Annotated in this window: 11 protein-coding genes; 2 read left to right on the forward strand and 9 right to left on the reverse strand. The window is 34.9% G+C overall.

Features of this window, described 5'->3' with window-relative positions:
* Window positions 1–4: 4 nt before the first annotated feature.
* The 9 genes from ACHRVL_RS12855 to ACHRVL_RS12895 all read right to left on the reverse strand — a co-directional run bounded on the left by ACHRVL_RS12855 (window position 5) and on the right by ACHRVL_RS12895 (window position 17621).
* On the reverse strand, window positions 5–3190 hold the full coding sequence (locus ACHRVL_RS12855; RefSeq protein WP_395413311.1) for a SusC/RagA family TonB-linked outer membrane protein: 3186 nt from the start codon (window positions 3188–3190) through the stop codon (window positions 5–7).
* 771 nt (window positions 3191–3961) lie between these two features.
* Window positions 3962–5617: an arylsulfatase gene (locus tag ACHRVL_RS12860; RefSeq protein WP_395413312.1), complete on the reverse strand. Its 1656-nt coding sequence runs from the start codon at window positions 5615–5617 to the stop codon at window positions 3962–3964.
* 215 nt (window positions 5618–5832) lie between these two features.
* Window positions 5833–7095, reverse strand: a complete 1263-nt coding sequence (locus ACHRVL_RS12865; RefSeq protein WP_395413314.1) for a YeiH family protein — start codon at window positions 7093–7095, stop codon at window positions 5833–5835.
* Between the two features lie 121 nt (window positions 7096–7216).
* Window positions 7217–8836 carry a sulfatase-like hydrolase/transferase gene (locus ACHRVL_RS12870; RefSeq protein ID WP_395413316.1) on the reverse strand — a complete coding sequence of 540 codons (1620 nt, stop codon included), beginning with the start codon at window positions 8834–8836 and terminating at the stop codon, window positions 7217–7219.
* 160 nt (window positions 8837–8996) lie between these two features.
* Window positions 8997–9713, reverse strand: coding sequence for a thioredoxin domain-containing protein (locus ACHRVL_RS12875; RefSeq protein WP_395413318.1), 717 nt, complete (start codon window positions 9711–9713; stop codon window positions 8997–8999).
* Between the two features lie 70 nt (window positions 9714–9783).
* Entirely contained in the window at window positions 9784–10848 is a 1065-nt protein-coding gene (locus ACHRVL_RS12880) for a sterol desaturase family protein (protein WP_395413320.1), read from the reverse strand.
* A gap of 197 nt (window positions 10849–11045) precedes the next feature.
* Complete coding sequence (locus tag ACHRVL_RS12885; protein WP_395413321.1) at window positions 11046–12971, reverse strand: arylsulfatase; 1926 nt, start codon at window positions 12969–12971, stop codon at window positions 11046–11048.
* A 29-nt stretch (window positions 12972–13000) separates the two neighbouring features.
* Window positions 13001–14473, reverse strand: coding sequence for a RagB/SusD family nutrient uptake outer membrane protein (locus ACHRVL_RS12890; protein ID WP_395413323.1), 1473 nt, complete (start codon window positions 14471–14473; stop codon window positions 13001–13003).
* Window positions 14474–14489: 16 nt separating this feature from the next.
* On the reverse strand, window positions 14490–17621 hold the full coding sequence (locus ACHRVL_RS12895) for a SusC/RagA family TonB-linked outer membrane protein (RefSeq protein ID WP_395413325.1): 3132 nt from the start codon (window positions 17619–17621) through the stop codon (window positions 14490–14492).
* Window positions 17622–18796: 1175 nt separating this feature from the next.
* On the opposite strand from ACHRVL_RS12895, the gene ACHRVL_RS12900 reads away from it, so the two are divergent.
* Window positions 18797–20272 carry a nitrate/nitrite transporter gene (locus tag ACHRVL_RS12900; protein ID WP_395413327.1) on the forward strand — a complete coding sequence of 492 codons (1476 nt, stop codon included), beginning with the start codon at window positions 18797–18799 and terminating at the stop codon, window positions 20270–20272.
* A 27-nt stretch (window positions 20273–20299) separates the two neighbouring features.
* Window positions 20300–21892, forward strand: coding sequence for a magnesium transporter MgtE N-terminal domain-containing protein (locus ACHRVL_RS12905; protein ID WP_395413329.1), 1593 nt, complete (start codon window positions 20300–20302; stop codon window positions 21890–21892).
* Window positions 21893–21902: the final 10 nt, after the last annotated feature.

A 21902-nucleotide genomic window follows, 5' to 3' on the forward strand; every position in this document is an offset into this window, starting at 1 on the left:
GCGCCTAGAAGCCTACATTAAGGCCTAATGTAAATACAGATGAGTTGGCTGGCACATTTTGATCTTTTCCAGAATTAATTGAATTTCCGTTTATTGAAATCTCAGGATCTGAACCTCTGTATTTAGTCCAAGTCAATAAATTTGATCCCTGAGCATATACTTTTGCTGATGAGATGTATTTATTAATCAATTCATTTTTAACTGGAATTCTGTAACTTAAAATGATGTTTTTAAGTTTTAAATAGGATCCGTCTTCCACATAAGCTGAGTTACTTGATGAGAAACCTCCAGAAAAACTGTCGCCATACACTAATTTTGGAATATCAGTAACTTGTCCCGGTGTTGTCCAACGGTCTTTTATGAAAGTTCCGTTATTAAAAAAGCGTTGATCAGATAAAGTAGATCTTGTACCGTTGTACAATTTATTTCCTCCAGAAAAAGTAAGTCCAATCGTTAAGTCGAAATTTCGATAGGATAAATTATTGTTCAAACCACCGTAATAAGTTGGCAAAGACGGGCCTTGAATACGTCCGTCACGATAGTTGTCGATTGCAGGAGCTGCAGTGCCGTTTAAGTATGTAAAGGCTTTTGTAAGTGCATTATATTGCACCTCTTCATTATTTGCATTTACATAAACTCGGTTTCCGTTTTCAGGATTTACACCAGTTGTTGGAACCGCAAAAATAGAACCTACAGAATAACCTTCTCTAGTAATATTCTGGATTCCGAAAGTGCTTAAAGCTGTTGGATAAATATCGCCGTATCCTCCAAGAGAAGTAACTTTGTTTTTTATTGTAGATAGATTCAAACTCGCATTCCACTGAAAATCATTGTCATCTATAATATTGGCATTTACAGTAAGCTCAAAACCTTTATTATAAAGTGAACCCACATTTGCAGCAATAGAGTTGTTTGGTATTCCTTGCGATAATGCCTGAGGAGCATTTAAAATTAAATCGTTGATATTGTTTTTATAATAATCTGCTTCAATAGTAATACGATTATTGAACAAAGCCAAATTAACTCCAAAATCAAACTTTTTGCTGGTTTCCCACTTTAAGTTAGAATTGCCAGATTGAGAGAAATTAAGAGTAGGCACTCCCGCATAAGTTCCTGCTGTATATTGCGACAACGAAGCATAATCGTTCAATTCGCTGTTACCAACAATTCCGTAGCTGGCACGAATTTTAAACGCATTCAGCACTTCTTTGATAGATGAGTTTTTATAAAAATCTTCTTCAGATATATTCCATCCCACAGAAGCACCTCCAAAATTTCCCCATTTATTACCGCTTGCCAATGCCGATAATCCGTCTCTTCTGAAGTTAAGATTCAATAAATATTTTTTGTCATAATCGTAAGCAACACTGCTGAAATAAGAAAGCAGTACATTTTCAGTCTGAACAGATACGCCTGGACTTATAGTTGTAAATCCGCCTTGAAAACTGGTAAAAAACGGATCTGTAAGTCCTGTTTTTATTGCTCCCCAGCCGTCAATTGTTCTAACATTTTTTTCTTGCCCTAAAAGCGCTTTTAAATTATGTTTTTCGTTAAATACAATAGAGTAGGTAAGTGTATTTGTCCAGTTTGATCTTTGGTATTTTGTGTTCGAATTCGTTGCAGCTCCTTTGGTAGAAAAGCCGTCACCACTGTATGGGTTTCTAAATTCTTTGTTTTCGACAACAAAATTATTAATGCCGTAAACGGTTTTAAATTTTAAGTTTTTAAGGATTTCAAGTTCCGCATAAACACTTCCGATAAAAGTATTGTTCTCAGAAGTATTTTTGTCTAAATCTAAAATCGTCTGCAGGTTGTAAGCATTAAAAACTCCTAATGATGGACTATTTGGACCATATCCAATATTTCCATTTGCTGGATTTATGTTGTATGATCCATCAGCATTGTAAACTGAAACGTTTGATGGCAAAATATAAGTAAGTCTTCCAAGCGGCTGTAATCCTATGTATTGTGTATTAACACTATTTCCAGATGAAGAAGCAACAGAATTAGGAGTCGAAGAACCTGAATTTGGTCCTGAATTCAGCGTATTATTATAAGAGAAATTAGTTCCTAGAATAAACGAATTAGTTACTTTTTGTTCAAAGTTTAATCGAATTCCCTGTCTTTTAAATTCGTTTGTTTTCAAAATACCATTTTGATCTGAGTAGTTTGCCGATACAAAATAATTGGTAGAATTTGTCGCGCCAGAAAAACTCAAATTGTGGTTTTGAGAAACACCTGTATGATAAGCAACATCATACCAATTGGTTTCTTGTGTAGAACCGTCAGCATTTTGTCCTAAAGCAAAACCAGGTGTCAATCCGGCATTTGTTCTAGCTTCATTTTTGATGGTTACATAATCCTGAGCGTTTAAAAGTTTGGGTAAATTATTAGCTTTGTTCCAGCTTACCCAAACATCATAATTGATATTTACTTTTCCTTTTTTTCCTTTTTTAGTAGTAATTACAATAACACCATTTGCTGCACGCGAACCATAAACTGCCGCCGCCGATGCGTCTTTTAAAACATCGATAGATTCAATATCATTTGGATTAATATCTGACAATGGGTTATTGCCAATTGCTCCGCCTGCAGTTCCTGTAAATACGGTCACTCCATCAACAATAATAAGCGGATATAACGAACTGGTGATAGAGTTTATTCCTCGAATTCTAATAACCGGAGTATTGTTTAATGAACCGCTTGGTTGTACAATATTTAGTCCTGATGCCTGACCGCCCAATAATTGGTCAAAACTTTGTGCAGGACGATTTGCAATTTGTTTAGCATCGATTTTGGCGGTAGAACCTGTAAAGGTTTTTTTTGCCGAAGTTCCGTATCCAACAACAACTATCTCGTCTAATTTTTCGACTTGTTCAGTCAGCTTTATTACAATTGGACTTCCGTCTACGATAACTTCTTTAGAAAGATATCCGATATAGCTGATTTGTAATGTGTAAGGGAATTTTTGACCTGTTTGAAAATAGAATTTTCCGTCTAAATCTGTTTCTACGCCGTGAGTGGTTCCTTTGATGTTTACAGAAGCACCTATAATGGGCTGATTGGTTATTTGATCTACTATGGTTCCATTTAGTTTAGATTGAATTGTAGGCTCTGTGTTTTGAGCTTTAATTCCAACTGAGATAAACAAAATGCTAATCCATAAAATAAGTTTTGTACTTTTTTTCATTCTTGGTAATAGGTTTTTGCAATTAAAAAATGCACAAAGAGGTTCGTTTAAACCTTTGTTTGCATTTTTTTATTTTAGTGATAAATATTCTTTAATTCCGTCTCATTTCTGTTGCCGCAGAAACGTATTTACGTGTAGTTGAAATGGTTGTTTTTTGTCATGTTTGTTGGTGTTAGTTATTATTTTGATGATTTATGGTTATGATACAAGAATCCTTATTGATGCAAAAAATATTGAATCAAAACGATTAAATTATGTCAGTAAGAAACCTATGGTTTTGAGAAAATCGTTTTTAAGGTTTTACAGAAAAAACAATTAAAAACGAAATGTTGATGTAGAATTAACAACAGAAGCACATATAACGAAAAGTGTTATAGGTATACTTTTTAGGAAGAATAAAAGATGATATGCTAACGGTTGTTTTCAAAATACAGTTGTTTATAGTTTTAAACTCTACTAATTCTATAGACAAAGTTAAATTTAATATAATAAAAACCAAAAGTTTTTTAATTTTTATTTAAATGTTTAGAGAACAGATACTTATAAAATGATTGAAATTTGTATTTAATTAACTGATTTATAGTCTTTTAAAAACAAAAGGGTTAAAGTAAAAAAAGACAAAAAAATAAGTTTGGGAGATCCGTTTTTACTTATTTTTCTGTCTTTTAGTGTTTTATGAAATGCGAAAACTGCTGTTTTGATCTTTAAATTAGTTAATGAAAGTTCTTGTTGGTAGAAAAATCAGACTCAATCTGTTTTTAATTTTAAAAATCATTTTTTTAACGAGGCACCGCCGGGCATAACTTCTGTTTTTAATTTAAACTTACTGTATTCAACAACACCTGTTTTATCGGCCCAGTCAAAATATTTTGCGGAGAGATCATTTACAATTCCAGGATTTTGCTGTGCAATATTATTTGTTTCGCCGCGATCAGTTTCAAGGTCGTAAAGTTCCCATTGATAGGCAGGATATGTTGAAACCAGTTTCCATTTTCCGTCTCTTACCGCTCTGTTTCCAGCTCTTTCCCAAAATAAAGGCGCACCGCGGTTTACTTCAGAAACATTGTCGAACAAAACTGGAAGCAAACTTTTTCCCGCTAACGGATTTGAGTTGACGCCATTATAAGCAGCGGGATACGTAATTCCTGCCAATTCATAAAAAGTAGGAGCAAGGTCAATAATATGCCCCGTTCCTTTATCGATTCGTCCCGCTTTTATTTTTAATGGATACCAAGCGATAAACGGCGAACTAAAACCGCCCTCATGCATATTGTTTTTATACTGCTGCAGTGGTGTGTTCGACAAGTACGCCCAGTTTTGTTCTTGATAATCAAACGATCCTGATGTACCAATTGGTCCTTCATTTCTAACAAAATTTCTCCCTAACGGATTGTAAGTATTAAAACCGCCTTGCGCACCATTGTCTGAAATAAAAATAATTAAAGTGTTTTTATCCTTTTTTAAAGCTTTTAACTTGTTTAATACTTTTCCAACGTTTTGATCCATATTGTCGACCATCGCAGCGTAAACCTCCATTTTTGCTTTCCAAAATTGTTTTTCATCATACGACAATTTACTCCATTCAGGCACTTCTGGATCTCTAGGAGCAACGGTCTGATTGGCAGGTAAAATTCCGTTTGCTTTAAGTTTTTCAATTCTTTTTTCTCTTAAAACATCCCAGCCCTCGTCAAATTTTCCTCTATATTTGGCAATATCAACTGGTTTTGCCTGCAAAGGCCAATGTGGAGCTGTAAAAGCGAGATACAAAAAGAAGGGTTTGTTTTCTTTGTTTTGCTCATCAAGAAAAGTGACAGCATTATTTCCTATTTCATCTGTAAAATAATACGAATCGTCTTTTGGATGTAATTCTTCATTATTGCGAATCAATTTTACGGGATATGGCGTTTTTCCAAAAGGCAGTGGTTTGGTATCAAAATAGTTTGAAGCACCTTTTAAAATACCATAAAATTTATCAAAACCTCTTTGATTTGGCCATTGCGACTGATCTTCAGATCCTACGTGCCATTTTCCAGAAAGTAAAGTACTGTAACCGCCAGAACGGAAAACTTCGCCTAAAGTCAACGACTCTTTATTTAGATAACCTTGATAAGCAGGAAGTCCTAAATTGACATCAAAAAATCCCATGCCGGCTTTATGCTGATATTGTCCCGTAAGTAAGGAACCGCGAGTTGGCGCGCAAATCGAGTTATTGTAAAATTCGCGCAAACGCAAACCTTCGCTGGCGAGTTTATCGAGATTGGGTGTTTTAATTTCGGAACCATAATTTCCTAAATCAGAATAACCCATATCATCAACCATTATTAAAACAATATTGGGTTTAGTGGTTTCTTGAGTTGTTTTATTTTGTGCCGAGACTAAAGCTGCTGCAACAAACAGGAGGTTTAGTGTAATAAGTGTTTTTTTCATTTGAGTTGATATTTTTAATTTCTGGAATTCGTTGAGTTTAACTTTGTCAAAGTTTGTATTCAAGCTGGTTAGCGTATTTTGTCATTCTTCGGGATGACAATAATGGCTGTTATTTTTTATTATTGGCTAAATGTTTTATTTTGAGTGAAACGACTTTCATAAACAATCCAAACTATGTTTCTATATGTTTAAAAAAATAAGCATTTAGGATTAAATCATTTACTAAACAGTAAAAAAGCAATAAGCAGCGTAATAATTACATTGAATAATTGTGCTATTAAAAAGGCATATAAAGGTTTTCGGCTGTTGTTGTTTAACAAATCTTTAAAATTGGTTTCGAGACCAATACTTGTAAAAGCCAAGGCAAACCAAATTCCCTGCAGATTTTTTAAGCTGTCTTTTACTCCATCTCTAGTTTCGGCTGTAAGCAGGAAAGAAAAGAGTAAAGATGCTGTAATAAAACCAATTACGAATTTAGGAAAACGTTCCCAGATTACTTTTAATGTTGGTTTAGATGCTGCAGTTTCAGCCGAAGAATTATGTGAATACGTCCAATATACCGATATGACAAAAGCAGCAATTCCTAATAATACGTTTTGAGAGAATTTTACAATAGTGCTGATTTTTAAAGCAGTTTCGCCAACTAATGAACCCGAAGCGACAACTGCGCCCGAAGTATCAATGCTTCCGCCCAGCCATGCTCCGGTAACTTCTTCGGGGAAATTGAAATATTTGGCTATCATGGGCATAAAAATCATCATCGGAATTGCGGTTACCAATACAATCGAAATAACATAAGAAAGCTTTTTTGAATCGCCTTTGATAGCACCAGAAGTTGCAATTGCTGCAGAAACTCCACAAATAGAAACAGCACTCGAAATCATCATCGTTAATTCGTCGTCGACTTTTAGTTTTTTACACAGCCAAAAAGCAAAATACCAAACGGATAAAACAACTACTAGGGCCTGAATTAACCCTAATGAACCCGCTTTTAAAATATCTGAAAAAATAACACTGGTTCCTAATAAAACCAATCCGATTTTGACAAATACTTCAGTAGAAAGTGCCGATTTGAACCAATCGGGAAGTTTGAAGAAATTGCTGATGGCTAAACCAATAATTAAACTAAAGATTACGGCTTCGAGATTAAGTCCTTTTACCTCGGTATTTCCTGCAATAATGAGCGCAATAACGGTTAAGAGATAAACTATTGGAAAGCCTGACAGAAAATGTTTTACTGATTTCCCGATTAAAAATGCTCCCAATGCTCCAATGATAATGAGGTATAAAAATTGAAATAAGAGGATTTTGAGGTTTGCAGAGTCGAAGACATCAGCGAATAAATCGGTTTGATTTGACCATTTGAAAACGGGAACTTCAGGAAGAAATACAAATAGCGAAAGTCCGATTATTATAAATCCGAGAATAACGACGGTCCAATCTTCGTGAATGGTGAATGTTTTGGTTTGGGTTGACATTGTTTATTTTATTATCCTATCAGGTTTTCAAAACCTGTTAGGTATTTATTTATTGATTCTAAATGCTTAAAAAATTTTCAGAACCTGTTAGGATATTTTAATTTTTGGTTTTGCCTATTGTTTACAAATCGACAAAGTATTTTTGTTTTCCAAAATCAAATTCGTAATAAGTTAGATTTGGCCATAAAGGTTTTATCAAACCCTTTTCCCAGTTTTGTAATGCATTTTCTAATTCTTTTACTTTTTGCTGATTTTGCTGAGCGAGATCCTTTGTTTCTGATTTATCTGAAGCAAGATTATAAAGCCATTTTTCATGTGTTTTCCCGCTTATGATTAATTTCCAATCGCCGCTTCTTATGGCTTTTGCATCGCCGGAACGCCAATATAAATCTTTGTGTGCGATTTTGTTTTCATTTACAGTTTTTACTAAATCAACACCATCATAAACTCGGTCTTTTGGTAAATCTGAATGTATGGCAGCGGCAATAGTGCTAAAAATATCCAATGTGCTTACAGGTGTTTTATAGATCGTGTGCGGCTTGATTTTTCCTTTCCACGAAAGTGCAAACGGAACGTTTACTCCGCCTTCAAAATGAGAAAATTTCCCTGCTTTTAATGGAGCGTTTGTAGTGGCAAAAGTGTAATCGGCTCCGCCATTATCACTGACAAAAAAGATTAGTGTATTATCTTCCAGACCTTCTTTTTTTACTTTTGCTCTAATTCTTCCTATGGCATCATCAAGTGCACTGATCATAGCAAAATAAACGCGTTTGTTTTCGTCTTTTACATTGGGGAAACGATCGTAATATTTTTTACGAACCTGAAATGGCGTGTGCGGTGCATTGAACGGAACATAAAGCAAGAAAGACTTCTTTTTATTTTGATCAATAAAAGCTTCAGCTTCGTCTGCAAAAGTTTCGGTTAAATACGCTTTATTATGAACTATTGCAGTATCACGACGAATTTGTCCAATGCCAACTCGGCCTTTTCCCCAAATCATTTTATCGGTGAAATCTTTGTGGTGATGGTTAATAATATCTGGATTATCATCTTCGGGAGTATAAAGCGAAAACGCCTGATAAAATCCGTAATGATAATCAAAACCACGATCTAAAGGAAAAAATCCTTTGTTGTGTCCAAGATGCCATTTACCAATAATTGCGGTGCTGTAACCTTGTTTTTTGGCAAGATCAGCAAATGTAATTTCAGATTGTGGTAAACCTTGAGTGGCTATCGAAGCTTCATTCGGATACTTTATTTTTGGATTTAACCGCCAGTTATTGGTGTTGATTAAATATTTAAAACCATAATATTCTAAGTTGTTTTTAGGATAACGATCTCCGGGTTGATATTCATGTCCAAAACGTTCCTGATAACGCCCCGTTAAAATTCCAGCACGCGACGGCGAACAAATAGAAGCGGAAACATAACCGTCTTGAAATGTAACTCCAGATGCTGCCAAAGAATCTATATTTGGAGTTGGTGTAGATTTTCCTCCGTACAACGAAATATCGTATTTTCCTAAATCATCAGCAAGGAGAATAATGATATTTGGTTTATTGAAGGAACTGTCTGCTGAAACTTTTTCAGCTAGAAATGCAGCTTTCCCTTCGAGCAGTTTTTTGTCCGGTTGTATCAAAGTTCCGTCCGTATTGATGGGCCAGAATAAAAATGCTGCGAAAATAAGAAGCACTATTAAAATGGATATTACAATCTTGGTTGTTTTTTTATTGACTGCCATAGGGGTAGTTTTTTTGAATGAAGAACTTTGTAAAAGTTTTATAGTCATTTTTGTCATTTCGACGAAGGAGAAATCGCACTCGCTCTTCGACAAGGATTGTTGACATTTTTGGAGGAACTTCTATTGTGATTTTTCCTTCGTCGAAATGACAATATTGAGGTTATCTAGAAGCTAAAGCCGCATCAACACCGTTTTTCAAATCGGCTGAACCTTCTTTTTTAAATACAATTTTTCCGTTTTTGTATAAGATTAAAGTCGGAAAAACTTTTATTGTTTTTAAGTCGGCAATTACCTGCGGACTATCTTCAAGATCGATTTCTACAATTTTTAGTGTATTGCCATATTGCGCTTTAATAGTTTCTAAAACTGGTTTTACTTTTTTGCAGGCACCACAATAAACGGAACCTATATCTACTAAAACATCTTTGTTTTCGGCAATGATTTTTTTGTATTCTGCAAGCGTTAATTTGCTTTTAGAATTAGAAAAGAAAGGTTTTCCGTTACCAATCCAGTTCGCAATTCCGCCTTCTAAACTATAGGCTTCTTTAAAACCTTTTTTTAATAAATCATCAGCAAGCCAAACGCTTCTTCCTGCACCAATAGAATAGGTAAATACAGGTTTTGTTTTATCTAGTTTTGCTATTTGTTCTGCATAATCTTTTGATTCCAGATTAAAATTTACGGCACCAATAATATGATTTAAAGCAAATTCTTCAGAACCTCTGGCATCGATTATCTGCGGATTTTTTTCGGCTTTAATTTTTGCATAAAACTGTTCTAACGAAATAGTGTTTGAACTTTTATTTTGTGAAAATCCTATAAAGGTAAAAAGTAATAATAGAGCTATAATTCTGTTTCTTAATGTTTTATTTTTCATGATTAGTAGTTTTAAAAAATAAGCAGTGTATTCAAGTTAAATTTTGAATGCACTGCTTAACTTTGTTTTTTTAAGATTGAACTTGTTCTAAAATTGGAGCAGGATTATCTGCAGCTAAAACAGGTTTTGGTTTTAACGGAACGGATAAAACTCCTTCTGCCAAAGCGCTTCCTTCTTTTTTAGATTTGAATATCGGCCATAAAAATTGGGCATACCATTCTTCTTGTTTGTAGGATTTGATTCCGTACGATTTTGGAAACTTTCGAGTAATTAAACCCGTTCCAAAAATCACATCCCAAATGAAAAACATATTTCCAAAGTTTCCTTTAAAATGTCCAATACCGTCTCCGCTCGTATCTGCGTGATGTGCATGATGTGTAGCTGGCGTAGAAATTAAACGTTCTAAAACCCAAGCAATAGGATGAAGCACTTTGTATTTGTAAAGCGGTTTGTCCCAAGCAATACTTGAGTGAGCACCAAGTGTGATGAAACTTTTTATTACTAAGACAAATAAAGCTGGTAAACCTAAACCTAAATAGGTTAAAGTTGCGGTTAAATATATCTGAGAGAAAAACACTGTATAAATGAAGTTTTGTCTAGAAAGCATTGCCATTCCCATATAAGGAGCGGAATGATGTGTTCTATGAAAACGCCATAAAAAAGGCACTTGATGATGAAGTCTATGGTACCAATACTGAGTTAAATCATCGGCTACGGCAATTAAGAAAAATGCTCCCCAAAATGGAACCCATGATAATGAGTTTTCAAGATTAGGAATTAAAAAAGGTAAAACTGTTAAGCTGAAAAAAGCAATAATGGGCGGTAAAAGTAATTTTGGAGCCAAGAAAGAAACAATATCAATTTTGCGTTCTTCACCCGTCCATTGATCGTCATATAAACCTGCTGTAAATTCTATAACACCCAGAACAAGCATGAAAACAGTTAATCCCCAAGTTCTGATATTGGCGAAAGCCGGTTTTGCAAATTCTAAAAATGAAGGTATCGTAAGATGCGATTCTGTTACGGGATTATTACTTAACTTGAAATATAAATATATTGCCAAAACGGGCAATGTGTATAACAAAAGGCTGATGGCTAAATCTCTTGTTAGTTTTGAGTTTTGTACTGCTGCCATGATTTTTTATTTTAAAAATTGATTAATTACTGCCAGTCCTCCAGCTAATATGGCCAGCGGAACTAAAAATAGGATTGTGCCTACGACAATCTTTTTTCCTATAATGATAAAATCTACTCGTTTCATGCTGTTTTATTTTTTTGATTTCAAAATTGAATCAGGTCTTTTGTTTTAGTGAAAAGACCTGATTACTATTTTTAGTGGGTTGCTCCAGAACCTGATTGTGTTGCTTTTCTAGCAAGTTCCTGCAAGGTTTTGCCTTTGTCTTGACCGTTGTTATGAATTCTACGGTTAAAAACATCCTGCCAGTCAATCAGCGGATAAAGATTATTTTCTTTTGCCTGCTCATCAAATAGTTTTTTAAGCTCGGCTAATTTTTCTGGATACTTTTTTGCCAGATTATTACGCTCATTAAAATCTTCGTTCAGATTATACAGTTCCCAAACATCATTGTCGAAATTGCTTGGTTCTGGTTTTTCATTTTTGCCCAAAGAGCTTTTCAAAGCAAATGAATCTGGTAAATGCGCTGCCGCAGCTTTCCATCCGTCTTTATAAATAGCTCTGTTTCCAAAAATGTAATAATATTGAACCTTATGCAGTGATTCGGCTTTTGGATTGTCTAAAGAGGCTTGAAACGATGAACCTTGAATAATATCCTGTTTAATTTCGCGAATATATTCTGGCGCTTTTATCCCGGCAATGTCTAAAGTTGTTGGAAGCAAATCGGTTACGTGGCTGTATTGATTTCTAATACCGCCTTTGTCTTTAATTCCGTTTGGATAAAATACAATAAGCGGATTACGAGTTCCTCCTTCAGAATGTGCGTCTTGTTTCCAGTTTTTAAAAGGAACATTTGTGGCTTGTGCCCATCCTAAAGGATAGTTGGTGTTTAAACCTTTTGCAGTTCCAATTTCTCCAATATTATCTAAATTGCTTTGCAGATTTTGCTCGTCAGATTTTCCTTGAGTGAATAAACTTTGATTAATTGTACCTTGTAAAGTCCCTTCTTTACTGGCTCCATTATCTCCAATAGCAACAAAAATCAAAGTATTGTCTAATTGGTTGCTTTCTTTTAAATAATTTACAACTCTTCCAATTTCGTAATCAGTATAGGTTAAATAACCTGCATATACTTCCATGAATCTAGCGTATACTTTCTTTTGATCTGGCGTTAGTTTTTTCCAATCTGTAATTAACGGGTTACGCTCTGGCAAAACGGCATTTGCAGGAACTACGCCTAGTTTCTTTTGGTTAGCCAATACTTTTTCGCGGTAAGCGTCGTAACCTTCATCAAATTTTCCTTTGTAAGCATCGCTCCATTTTGCAGCAACTTGATGTGGTGCGTGAACTGCGCCCGGTGCATAGTACAAAAAGAATGGTTTTCCTGGTGCTGCTTTTTGTTGTTTTTGAATATAGCTGATTGCTTTATCCGTAATTAACTCACTTAAATGACGCCCATCAGGTTTAATATGAACCTGATCTTCTACTAAATCAGGATTGTATTGATCGGTTTGCGAACCTAAGAATCCGTAAAAATGTTCAAAACCTTTTCCTGTCGGCCATCTGTCAAATGGTCCCGCATCTGTAGCTTCTTCATCTGGAGTAACTCCATATTTACCAACTGCAAATGTGTTATAACCATTATCACGTAAAATTTCTGCGATCGTTCCTTTATCAGAAGGAATACGGCCGTCCCATCCTGGGAAACCTGCTGACATTACGGTATGCGAAAAACCGCTTACGTGAACTCTTGCAGAGTTTCTTCCCGTTAATAATGCCGCACGGGTAGGAGCACAAATTGCTGTAGTGTGAAAGTTGGTGTAACGTAAACCATTATTTGCCAAATTATCAAATGTTGGAGTTTGAATTAATCCGCCAAAAGCACTTGAAGCTCCAAAACCTACGTCGTCGAGTAATATCCAAACAATGTTTGGTGCGCCTTTTGGAGCTTTTACGGGATCTGGCCAGTATTCTTTAGACTCGGCTAAAGTTTTGCCAATTACACCTTTAAATTCAGCATTAGGATTTGTTTGGCTAAAGCCGAATTGTGCGATAAGTAATGCAGTAATCAAAAACCCTTTTTTCGGACTTTTGATTGTGATGTTATTTTTTGAATTTTTCATTTTTACTTCGTTTTTTGGTTATATGTTAATTAATATCCAGGGTTTTGTGGTAAGCCGTCAGGGTTAATGTTTCGCTCGCTTTGCGGAATCGGATAAAGGTTGTTTTTTTCTGAAACTGAGTTTTTGGCGGTTACTTTTTTAACTTCTGTAACCAGCGTACCCCAACGAACCAGATCAAACCAGCGCTGTCCTTCTTGAACAAATTCTTTTTTACGTTCTTCTTGTATGGCTGCTCTAAAGGTTGTTTGTGTTAAACCTTTTAAATCTACTGCTGCATCTGGAGTAGTAATAGGTTTGCCAAAAGCTCTTCTTCTTACTTGATTAATCAATTCGTAAGCTTCAGGAGTTGGCGTTCCCTGCTCATTGATTGCTTCTGCCAGAGATAATAAAATATCGGCATAGCGAATTACAGGAAAGTTAATTGCTACGTTACCCGGAGTTGCCAGATTGGTTAAGTCCAAATACTTTTTGAAAATTGGTTTAGGAAAAGTGTACAAAGTTCCCGTTGCTGGATTAGGAAGTTGTTTGGCATAACTAACATCTCTTCGTGTATCGCCGGCAGCATAAATATCATAGAACAAGGCTACATCCGAAATAATATCAGCAGGTTCTGTCGCTGTAAATCCCGTAAAAGAAGTGGCTTGAAAAGTACTTCCGCTAGATCCATTTCCTGCTTGATTCGGTTCAAATTGAACAGAAAAAATATGTTCTTTTCCGTTCTTTTTAGTTTTAGTAAATATGTCTTGAAAGTTTTCAAACAACGCATATCCATAACCGCCGTTTACAACTTCTCTAGCTTTTAAAACGGCATTTGGCCAATCTTTTCGAGTTAAATACACTTTAGCCAAAATAGCTTTTGTTGCTCCAGATGTTGCACGGCCGGCATCAGAAGCTGGGTAAGTTGGAGGCAGACTTTCGGCATCTTTTAAATCGGCAATAATTTGCGCATATACTTCGTCAACCGGCGCTCTGTTTGCTTTTAAACTTTGTAACTGAATTGAAGTTGGTTCATGCAGAACGATTGGAACTGCGCCCCAAAGACGAACTGCTTGAAAGTATAATAAGGCTCGAATAAATTTAGATTCGTTGATTAATCTTGTTTTAACAACTTCAGAACCTGATACTTTCGAAATGTTATCGATTGAAACATTGGCTCTGTTTATTCCGGCATAAATTTGACGCCAAGCTACTTGAACACGATCTGAAGTTGCATCATGTGTTAAACTGCTTAATGCTCGAACTTGCGGATTTGTTGCTGAAACTCCTGCAGCAGCATAATCTGAAGCCATATCAGTCAGGAAATAAAGGTTTCGACCAAATAAACTTTGTTCTCCCGGATCAAGGCTTAAAGAAGCATAAACTGCGGTTACACTTGCAATGGCATCGTCTTGGGTTTTAAAATAGTTGTCTTCGGTTACAAAAGAGGTTGGTGTTACCTCCAGATCGGTGCACGATACCAATAGTCCGGCACTTAAAAGGAATGTTATAATAATCTTTTTCATTTTATATTTTTTTTACTTAGAAAGTTACGTTCAAGCCCGAGATGAATGTTTTTGAGTTTGGATAAGATCCAAAGTCAATTCCCGGATATAAGTTGTTTTGTTCGTATGAACTTACCTCTGGATCATAACCAGTGTATTTTGTCCATGTAATTAGGTTTTCGGCAGAGACATAAAACTTTACGCTTTTGGTCCCCAATTTTTTAGAAACACTTTTTGGTAAAGTGTAGCCAAGAGTGATTAGTTTTAATCGTAAGAAAGAAGCGTCTTCAACGTAACGTTCAGAAACTATTCCTAAAGGAGAACTTGACGCTCTAGGTATTTCGTTGCTTGGGTTTGTTGGTGTCCAGCGATCGACTAAAGTTGTAGCCGCGTTTGTACCAAGAGTCGAAATTTCTAATTGTTGGTTTAAAGCATTAAATACTTTTCCGCCATACGATCCTTGAAAAGAGAAATTTAAATCGAAGTCGTTGTATGAAATGGTATTACTGAAACTTCCAACAAATTTTGGCTGTGATGTTCCAAGATCTCCTTTGTCAAGAGCTGTAATAACGCCGTCGCCATTAGTATCAACATATCTTCTGTCTCCTACTTTTGTATTGGCTAGACTGTTTATTTTTGGCTGTGTATTTACCTCTTCCTGCGTTTGAAAAATACCGTTTGTCTTGTATCCCCAGAAAGTTCCAAGAGGTTTTCCAACTTTTACAATTACAGGCTGCTGCTGTAATAAAGAACCATTTGGTACAACTGGAAAAAATTGATCCACGCCATTTCCTATGGCAGTTACTTCGTTTTTATTGGCTGAAAACACAATGTTTGAATTCGAAGAAAAGTTCTCTGTTTTTATATTTTCAGTAGTTAAACCAATTTCGATACCTTTATTTTCAACCCCGCCAATGTTTTGTAATACTGTAGCATATCCAGATGTTAATGGAACTGGAACATTGATTAACAAGTCGTTTGTTTTTTTGTAGTAAACATCAAAAACAAAGTTGATTTTTCGATCTAATAAGGATAAATCTAATCCAACATTGTATTGATTTGTTTTTTCCCATTTCAAATCAGGATTTGCCAATCGGGTAGGAGCTAAACCAGTTTGTAATGTACCTCCAAAAGCATAATTTACAGAACCCATTGAGGCTAACGAAAGGTAGTTTCCAATTTCTTGATTTCCTGTTGTTCCTGCTGTAATTCTTAATTTAGCTTCAGTTACGCCCTTAATGTTGTTAGCAAATTCTTCGTCAGTAATATTCCAAGAGAATCCCGCAGAAGGAAAGTAACCCCAAAGCGATTCTGATCCAAATCTAGACGAACCATCTGCACGTGCTGATAATGTAAAATTGTATTTTCCTCTATAAGAATAATTTACTCTCGTTAACCATGATTTTAAAACACTTTCAAAAGCATCACTATATGGTTTTACAGCAACACCATCTTGAAGGGCATTATAAGTATTAGCGTCATTTACAAAAGTATTTGCACCTGCATTAACTACTTCGCCTTTTGTGTATTGAAGTGTGTATCCTCCTAAAACCGAAAACTTATGGTTTTCTCCAAAATTGGTGTTATAGTTCAATGTATTTTCATTTAATACTGAACTTACTGTTCTGTCACCAACAGATGCTAGCCCTTTTGTTCCCGCTCCGGTTGTTGTATTGGCTGGAGCATAATAATTTTGTTTCGTCCCAATTACATCACCGCTCACGGCAACTTTTGCTACCAATTTTTTAGTTATTTTATATTCACCAAATAAGCTGGTTAAAATTCTGTTGATTTTAGTTTCGTTAATAGTGTTGTCCAGATCATTAATTGGATTTGGAACAAAACCATTTACGGAAGTTGCATATGGATTATTGGTTACGTTGTAACTTCCATCAGCATTTTTAATAGGAACAACAGGAGCGGTCAGCAAAACACTAACAAGCGGATTAGGATTCCTTCCTGCACCTGCACCGCCATTGGTTCCTACGCCATTTGAAACCGAATTACTATAATTTGCGTTTACTCCAAATTTAAAATTCTGAGAATAGTTTCTTTCATAGTTTATACGAAGCGATATACGTTTAAAATCAGATCCCAATACGATACCTTCTTGATCAAAATATCCTGCCGAAACTGCATATCTAGATTTTTCATCACCTCCAGAAAATGACAATTGATGGTTTTGCACAGGAGCCGCAGTTCTAAAAGCTGCCGATTGCCAATCGTAACTTCCAGAGTTTTTAAATGCTTCGATTTGCGCAGGAGAAAATGAAGGAGCTTGTCCAATACTTGCTTGCACATCATTTCGTAAACTTGCCCATTCGCTGGCATTCATTACGCTGAGTTTTTTCGAAACATTTTGAAATCCAAAATAGCCTTGATACGAAATATTATCTTGTCCTTTTGTTCCTTTTTTGGTCGTAATAATAACGACACCATTTGCACCTCTAGAACCATATATTGCAGTAGCTGAGGCATCTTTTAGCACCTCAATAGATTCTATATCAGCAGGGTTTATGGTTGATAGTACATTTAAGCTTGCGCCTGCAAATGATACTCCTGCTGAACTGTTGCTGTTGTCATTGTAAATTAAAATTCCATCTACAACATAAAGAGGTTCGTTACCCGCCGTAATCGAGTTGCCGCCTCTAATTCGTACACTTGATGATGCGCCTGGTCTTCCAGAGCTTTGCGTTACAACAACTCCTGCGACAGCACCTCTTAATAAATTATCTGCAGATGAGGTTACTTGAGATAGATTTGCTTTTGGTACAGAAGCTACAGAACCCGTAATATCTTTTCTTTTTTGAGTTCCGTACCCAACAACTACGAGTTCGTCCAGTTCTTGTCGTTCCTCTTTTAAATGAATAATTACAGGATTTTTGTCTACAATTATTTCTGATTTTTTATACCCTATGTAGGTTACAATTAAAGTATAAGGTAATTTTTGACCAGTTTGAAAGTAGAATTTTCCTTCAGCATCTGTTACAACGCCGTGAGTTGTACCTTTAATGTTTATTGATGCCCCAATGATGGGCTGATTTGTAATGTCGTCAATTACAGTTCCGTCGAGTTTAGATTGTATTAACGGTTTTGTATTTTGAGCCTGAAATTGCAGGGATGTTAACAAAAAGGTAACCCATAAAATGAGATTTATATTTTTTTTCATTTCTTTGTAATGGTTTTTAGTAATTAACAAGGCGCCCTGAAAGTTGATTTTTCAACTCTCTAATGTGTCCTTGATCTAGTGATAAATATTCTTTAAGCCTCGCCATTTCTGTTGCCGCAGAAATGGCTTTTTTTATTTACAGCAGCAGGTTTGCATCATTTTCATTTTAGTTTTTTTTAGTTGTTAATTATTTTCTTTTTTAAAATTGAGATATATTCAAAGATCTTTCTGAAGCAGTTTAGTGCCGCAAATAGAGGTTTGGAATGTAAAAAGGTAATGTGGTGGTGAAATTTAAAAGTCTCGTTTTATATTAGATTTAAAAATTAATCTATTGTAAACGAATAATTAGCGTTGAGAATTAACAACAGAAGCACATATAACAAAATGTGTTATAGGTATATTTTTTAGGAAGAATGTAATACGATATGCTTTCGGTTGTTTTCAAAATATAATTTTTTTGGTTTCAAATATTATTTTAAACTCTACTAAGCCTATAGACAAAGTTAATTTTAATATAATAAAAACCAAAAAAAAGATTAAGTTTTTTTATAAAAGTAAAAAATAGAGTAGTGTTTTAGGGTTTAAATATTTGATTTTTAAACGTTTAAATATGTTTTTGTTTAAGGTGGATTTATCTAAAATCAATTTTAAAGAATAAAGAAATGTAGTATTTTATACTTAATTTATGAGAGGAATATTTTAAAAAAATTAGAGAAACAACATATTTTGATAAAACTCTCTGTCATTTTTGATTTTTAATTGTAAAATCGGCGCGCTTTTTAATTTTAACTTACTAGTAATAAAGTGATTTTGAATGCGGCGCTTTTATTAAAAAAATGCGAGAGTATAATTATTAGGAAGATGATTTAACAAATTAATTACTGTTAACTCATATGTAGTTTGATATTTTTTATTAATTTTAGATTATTGAAAGATAGATGAATAGGAAATAAGAGCATTTATTTCTACTGTAATTAAGGTGGAATTTCAGTTCTAATGAAGGTGTTGCTGTTGCTGCTAAAAAAATGTGGTTTATCTATATTCGATTTATGTCATATTAAAGATAAGATTGTCTTTAATATGACATATGTCATTTTTTGCAGAGGTTAACTGTTTTAATTTTGTTGTCATATTAAGTACTGATAATAGTTCACTAATATTTTAATAATTATTATATGAGTAATCTGTCTCAATCCCACCGAATTTTATTTTTAAATACACTTGCCTTTACCATTTGCTTTGCCTGTTGGACATTAAATGGTGTTTTAGTTACCTATTTAGTTGATAAAGGGATATTTAATTTTACAGTTGTTGAGACTGGGTGGTTGTTAGGAATCCCTATTCTTTCAGGTTCTATCTTCCGTTTGCCTATAGGTATTTTAACAGACAAATACGGGGGGAAAATAGTATTTTCAGTCCTATTATTATTGTGCTCAATCCCCTTATTTTTATTGCCATTTGCAACTTCATTTTGGAGTTTTGCAGTATTAAGTTTTCTTTTTGGATTAGTAGGAACAAGCTTTGCGGTTGGGATAGGATATACTTCAATCTGGTATCCAAAAGAGTGGCAGGGACGTGCTTTGGGAATTTTCGGAATGGGAAATGCTGGAGCAGCAATTACTACTTTTATTGCACCCACTTTGCTAAATAATTTATCAGAAAATGATCCGATAAACGGATGGAAAACACTTCCAGTTATTTATGCTGTAACACTTGTTGTAATTGGAATTCTTTTTATTGTTTTTGCAAAAAACAAAGTCAACAAAGGAGTTTCAAAGACAATGGGGCAGTTGATGTCGCCTCTTAAAAACGTTCGAGTTTGGCGTTTTGGAGCTTATTACTTTTTAGTATTCGGTTTTTTTGTAGCCTATTCGCAATGGCTGCTTCCAAATTTCATGAACGTTTATCACACTACACTAGTAATGGGAGGGATGTTTGCCACTATGTTTAGTCTGCCATCAGGAGTTATTAGAGCCTTTGGAGGTTACTTATCAGATAAATTTGGGGCTAGAAAAGTAATGTATTGGGTATTAGGATCATCGATAGTAATTAGTTTTTTATTGATGTTTCCAAAAATGGAGATTTTTACCGCAGGACCTGGAGTTATGGCAATGAATAACGGTACAGTTACAGAAATTACTGCTGATAAAGTAGTAGTAGACGGAAAAGTACATAACATACATACCAAACAAGTTCAAAATGATGATGAAGCGGCCATTTTTCCTGTAAAAAATTCTTGGCAAGAAATCCTTGTCAAACAAAATCAAGAAGTAAAAAAGAAAGAATTATTAGCACAAGGAGTTACACAAATTAAGTTTAGTGCTAATCTTTGGGTATATGTGGTTTTAGTAATTCTTATTGGAATTTCTTGGGGAATAGGAAAGGCTGCCGTTTATAAACATATTCCAGAATATTTTCCAAATGAAGTTGGAGTAGTGGGAGGAATGGTTGGTTTAATTGGCGGACTTGGTGGTTTTGCCGGTCCGATAATCTTTGGTTATCTTCTCAATTATACGGGACTTTGGACTAGTTCATGGATTTTCATTTTTATAGTTTCTGTGCTTTGTCTTCTTTGGATGCATCGAACAATTATTAATGCAACTCGATCTAAGCTTCCAGATTTCACGAGAGAAATTGAAAGCAATCATTAAATTTTTAAATAACTTAATAACAGATATATGAAAACTTGGTTAGATAAATGGGATCCAGAAGATGAAGTATTTTGGAATTCTACCGGAAGTAAAATCGCTTGGAGAACGTTAACAATAACAACGATCACTTTAGTATTATCATTCGCATCATGGTTTATGATGAGTGTTATTGCCGTAAAATTGCCAGGATTAGGATTTCGATTTACTAAGGATCAACTTTTTTGGCTGACAGCAATTCCTGGGCTTGCAGCAGGATTTTTGAGAATTATACATACTTTTATATTACCTATTTTTGGAACAAGGCATATAGTCTCGTTTGCTACACTTATTAAATTAATTCCTGTAATCGGAATTGGTTTTGCAGTAATGGATGTAAATACACCATTTTGGGTATTTGCACTTTTGGCTTTTACTACAGGTTTTGGAGGTGGAGATTTCTCCTCTTATATGCCGAGTACAAGTTTGTTTTTTCCTAAAAGACTTAAAGGAACAGCTCTTGGAATTCAGGCTGGAATTGGGAATTTTGGTGTTTCGGTAGCGCAATTTGTTACGCCGCTTATTATAAGTGTTAGTATTTTTGGTGCTGCACAGGTATTTACAAGTATTGATCATAAAGAAGCAATCGTTGTTTTTCAGAATGCTAGTATTGAAAAACAAAAAGAGGTTTTTTCTGCTTTAGATCCTGACGTACAAGCTAGAATATTGACTAACGTAAAGAAAACAGTTACTGATTCAGTAAGTGCATCAATTCAATCAGATGATAAAGTAGCTCTTTTTACGGCGTTGCCTTTAAAAGCAAAAGCTACCGCTATTGCAAATGCAAATCCAAAGATGGCTGAGAAAATACTAAACGATATCAGTCCTAAAAATACTGCAGTCAAAAATACCGAAATTTATCTGCAATCGGCTGCATTTTGGTACGCTCCGTTCTTAATATTATTATCTATAATAAGTTGGTTTTACTTAAAAAGTATTCCAATGAAAGCGTCAATTAAAGAGCAATTAGATATTTTTTCTAATAAACATACTTGGTATTGTACCATTACATACATAATGACTTTTGGAACATTTGCAGGTTTATCTGCCGCTTTTCCTTTAATGATTAAGTTCTTGTATGGTGATTTTCCAAACGCACCAGATCCATTAGTTTATGCTTTTTACGGACCGCTTATTGGTTCTGCCAGCCGTATTGCTTTTGGCTTTGTAGCTGATAAAGTAGGCGGGGCTATACTTACTACAATTACTGGTTTAGGAATTTTGGCAGGATCAATTATTTTAGTTACCGAAGGATTAGTGGCGCCAACAAGTATGGAGCAGTTTCCTCTTTTTGTAACCGTAATTTTAGCAATGTTCTTTTTTACAGGAATTGGAAACGCGGGTACCTTTAGACAATACCCAATTATTTTTGCCGAAAACCAACGTCAGGCAGCTGGAGTAATTGGTTGGACAGCTGCAATCGCTGCATTTGGGCCATTTATTTTTTCAAAATTAATAGGAAATAATCTTTCAGCTAATGGTACTGTAGATCAATTCTTTATTGGTGTTGCTATTTTCACTATATTAGCTACAGGTATCAATTGGTGGTTCTATAATCGTAAAGGATGCGAGAAACCAAGTTAATAAGTAATCA

The organism is Flavobacterium sp. FlaQc-28 (assembly GCF_044007415.1).
Taxonomy (GTDB): Bacteria; Bacteroidota; Bacteroidia; order Flavobacteriales; family Flavobacteriaceae; genus Flavobacterium.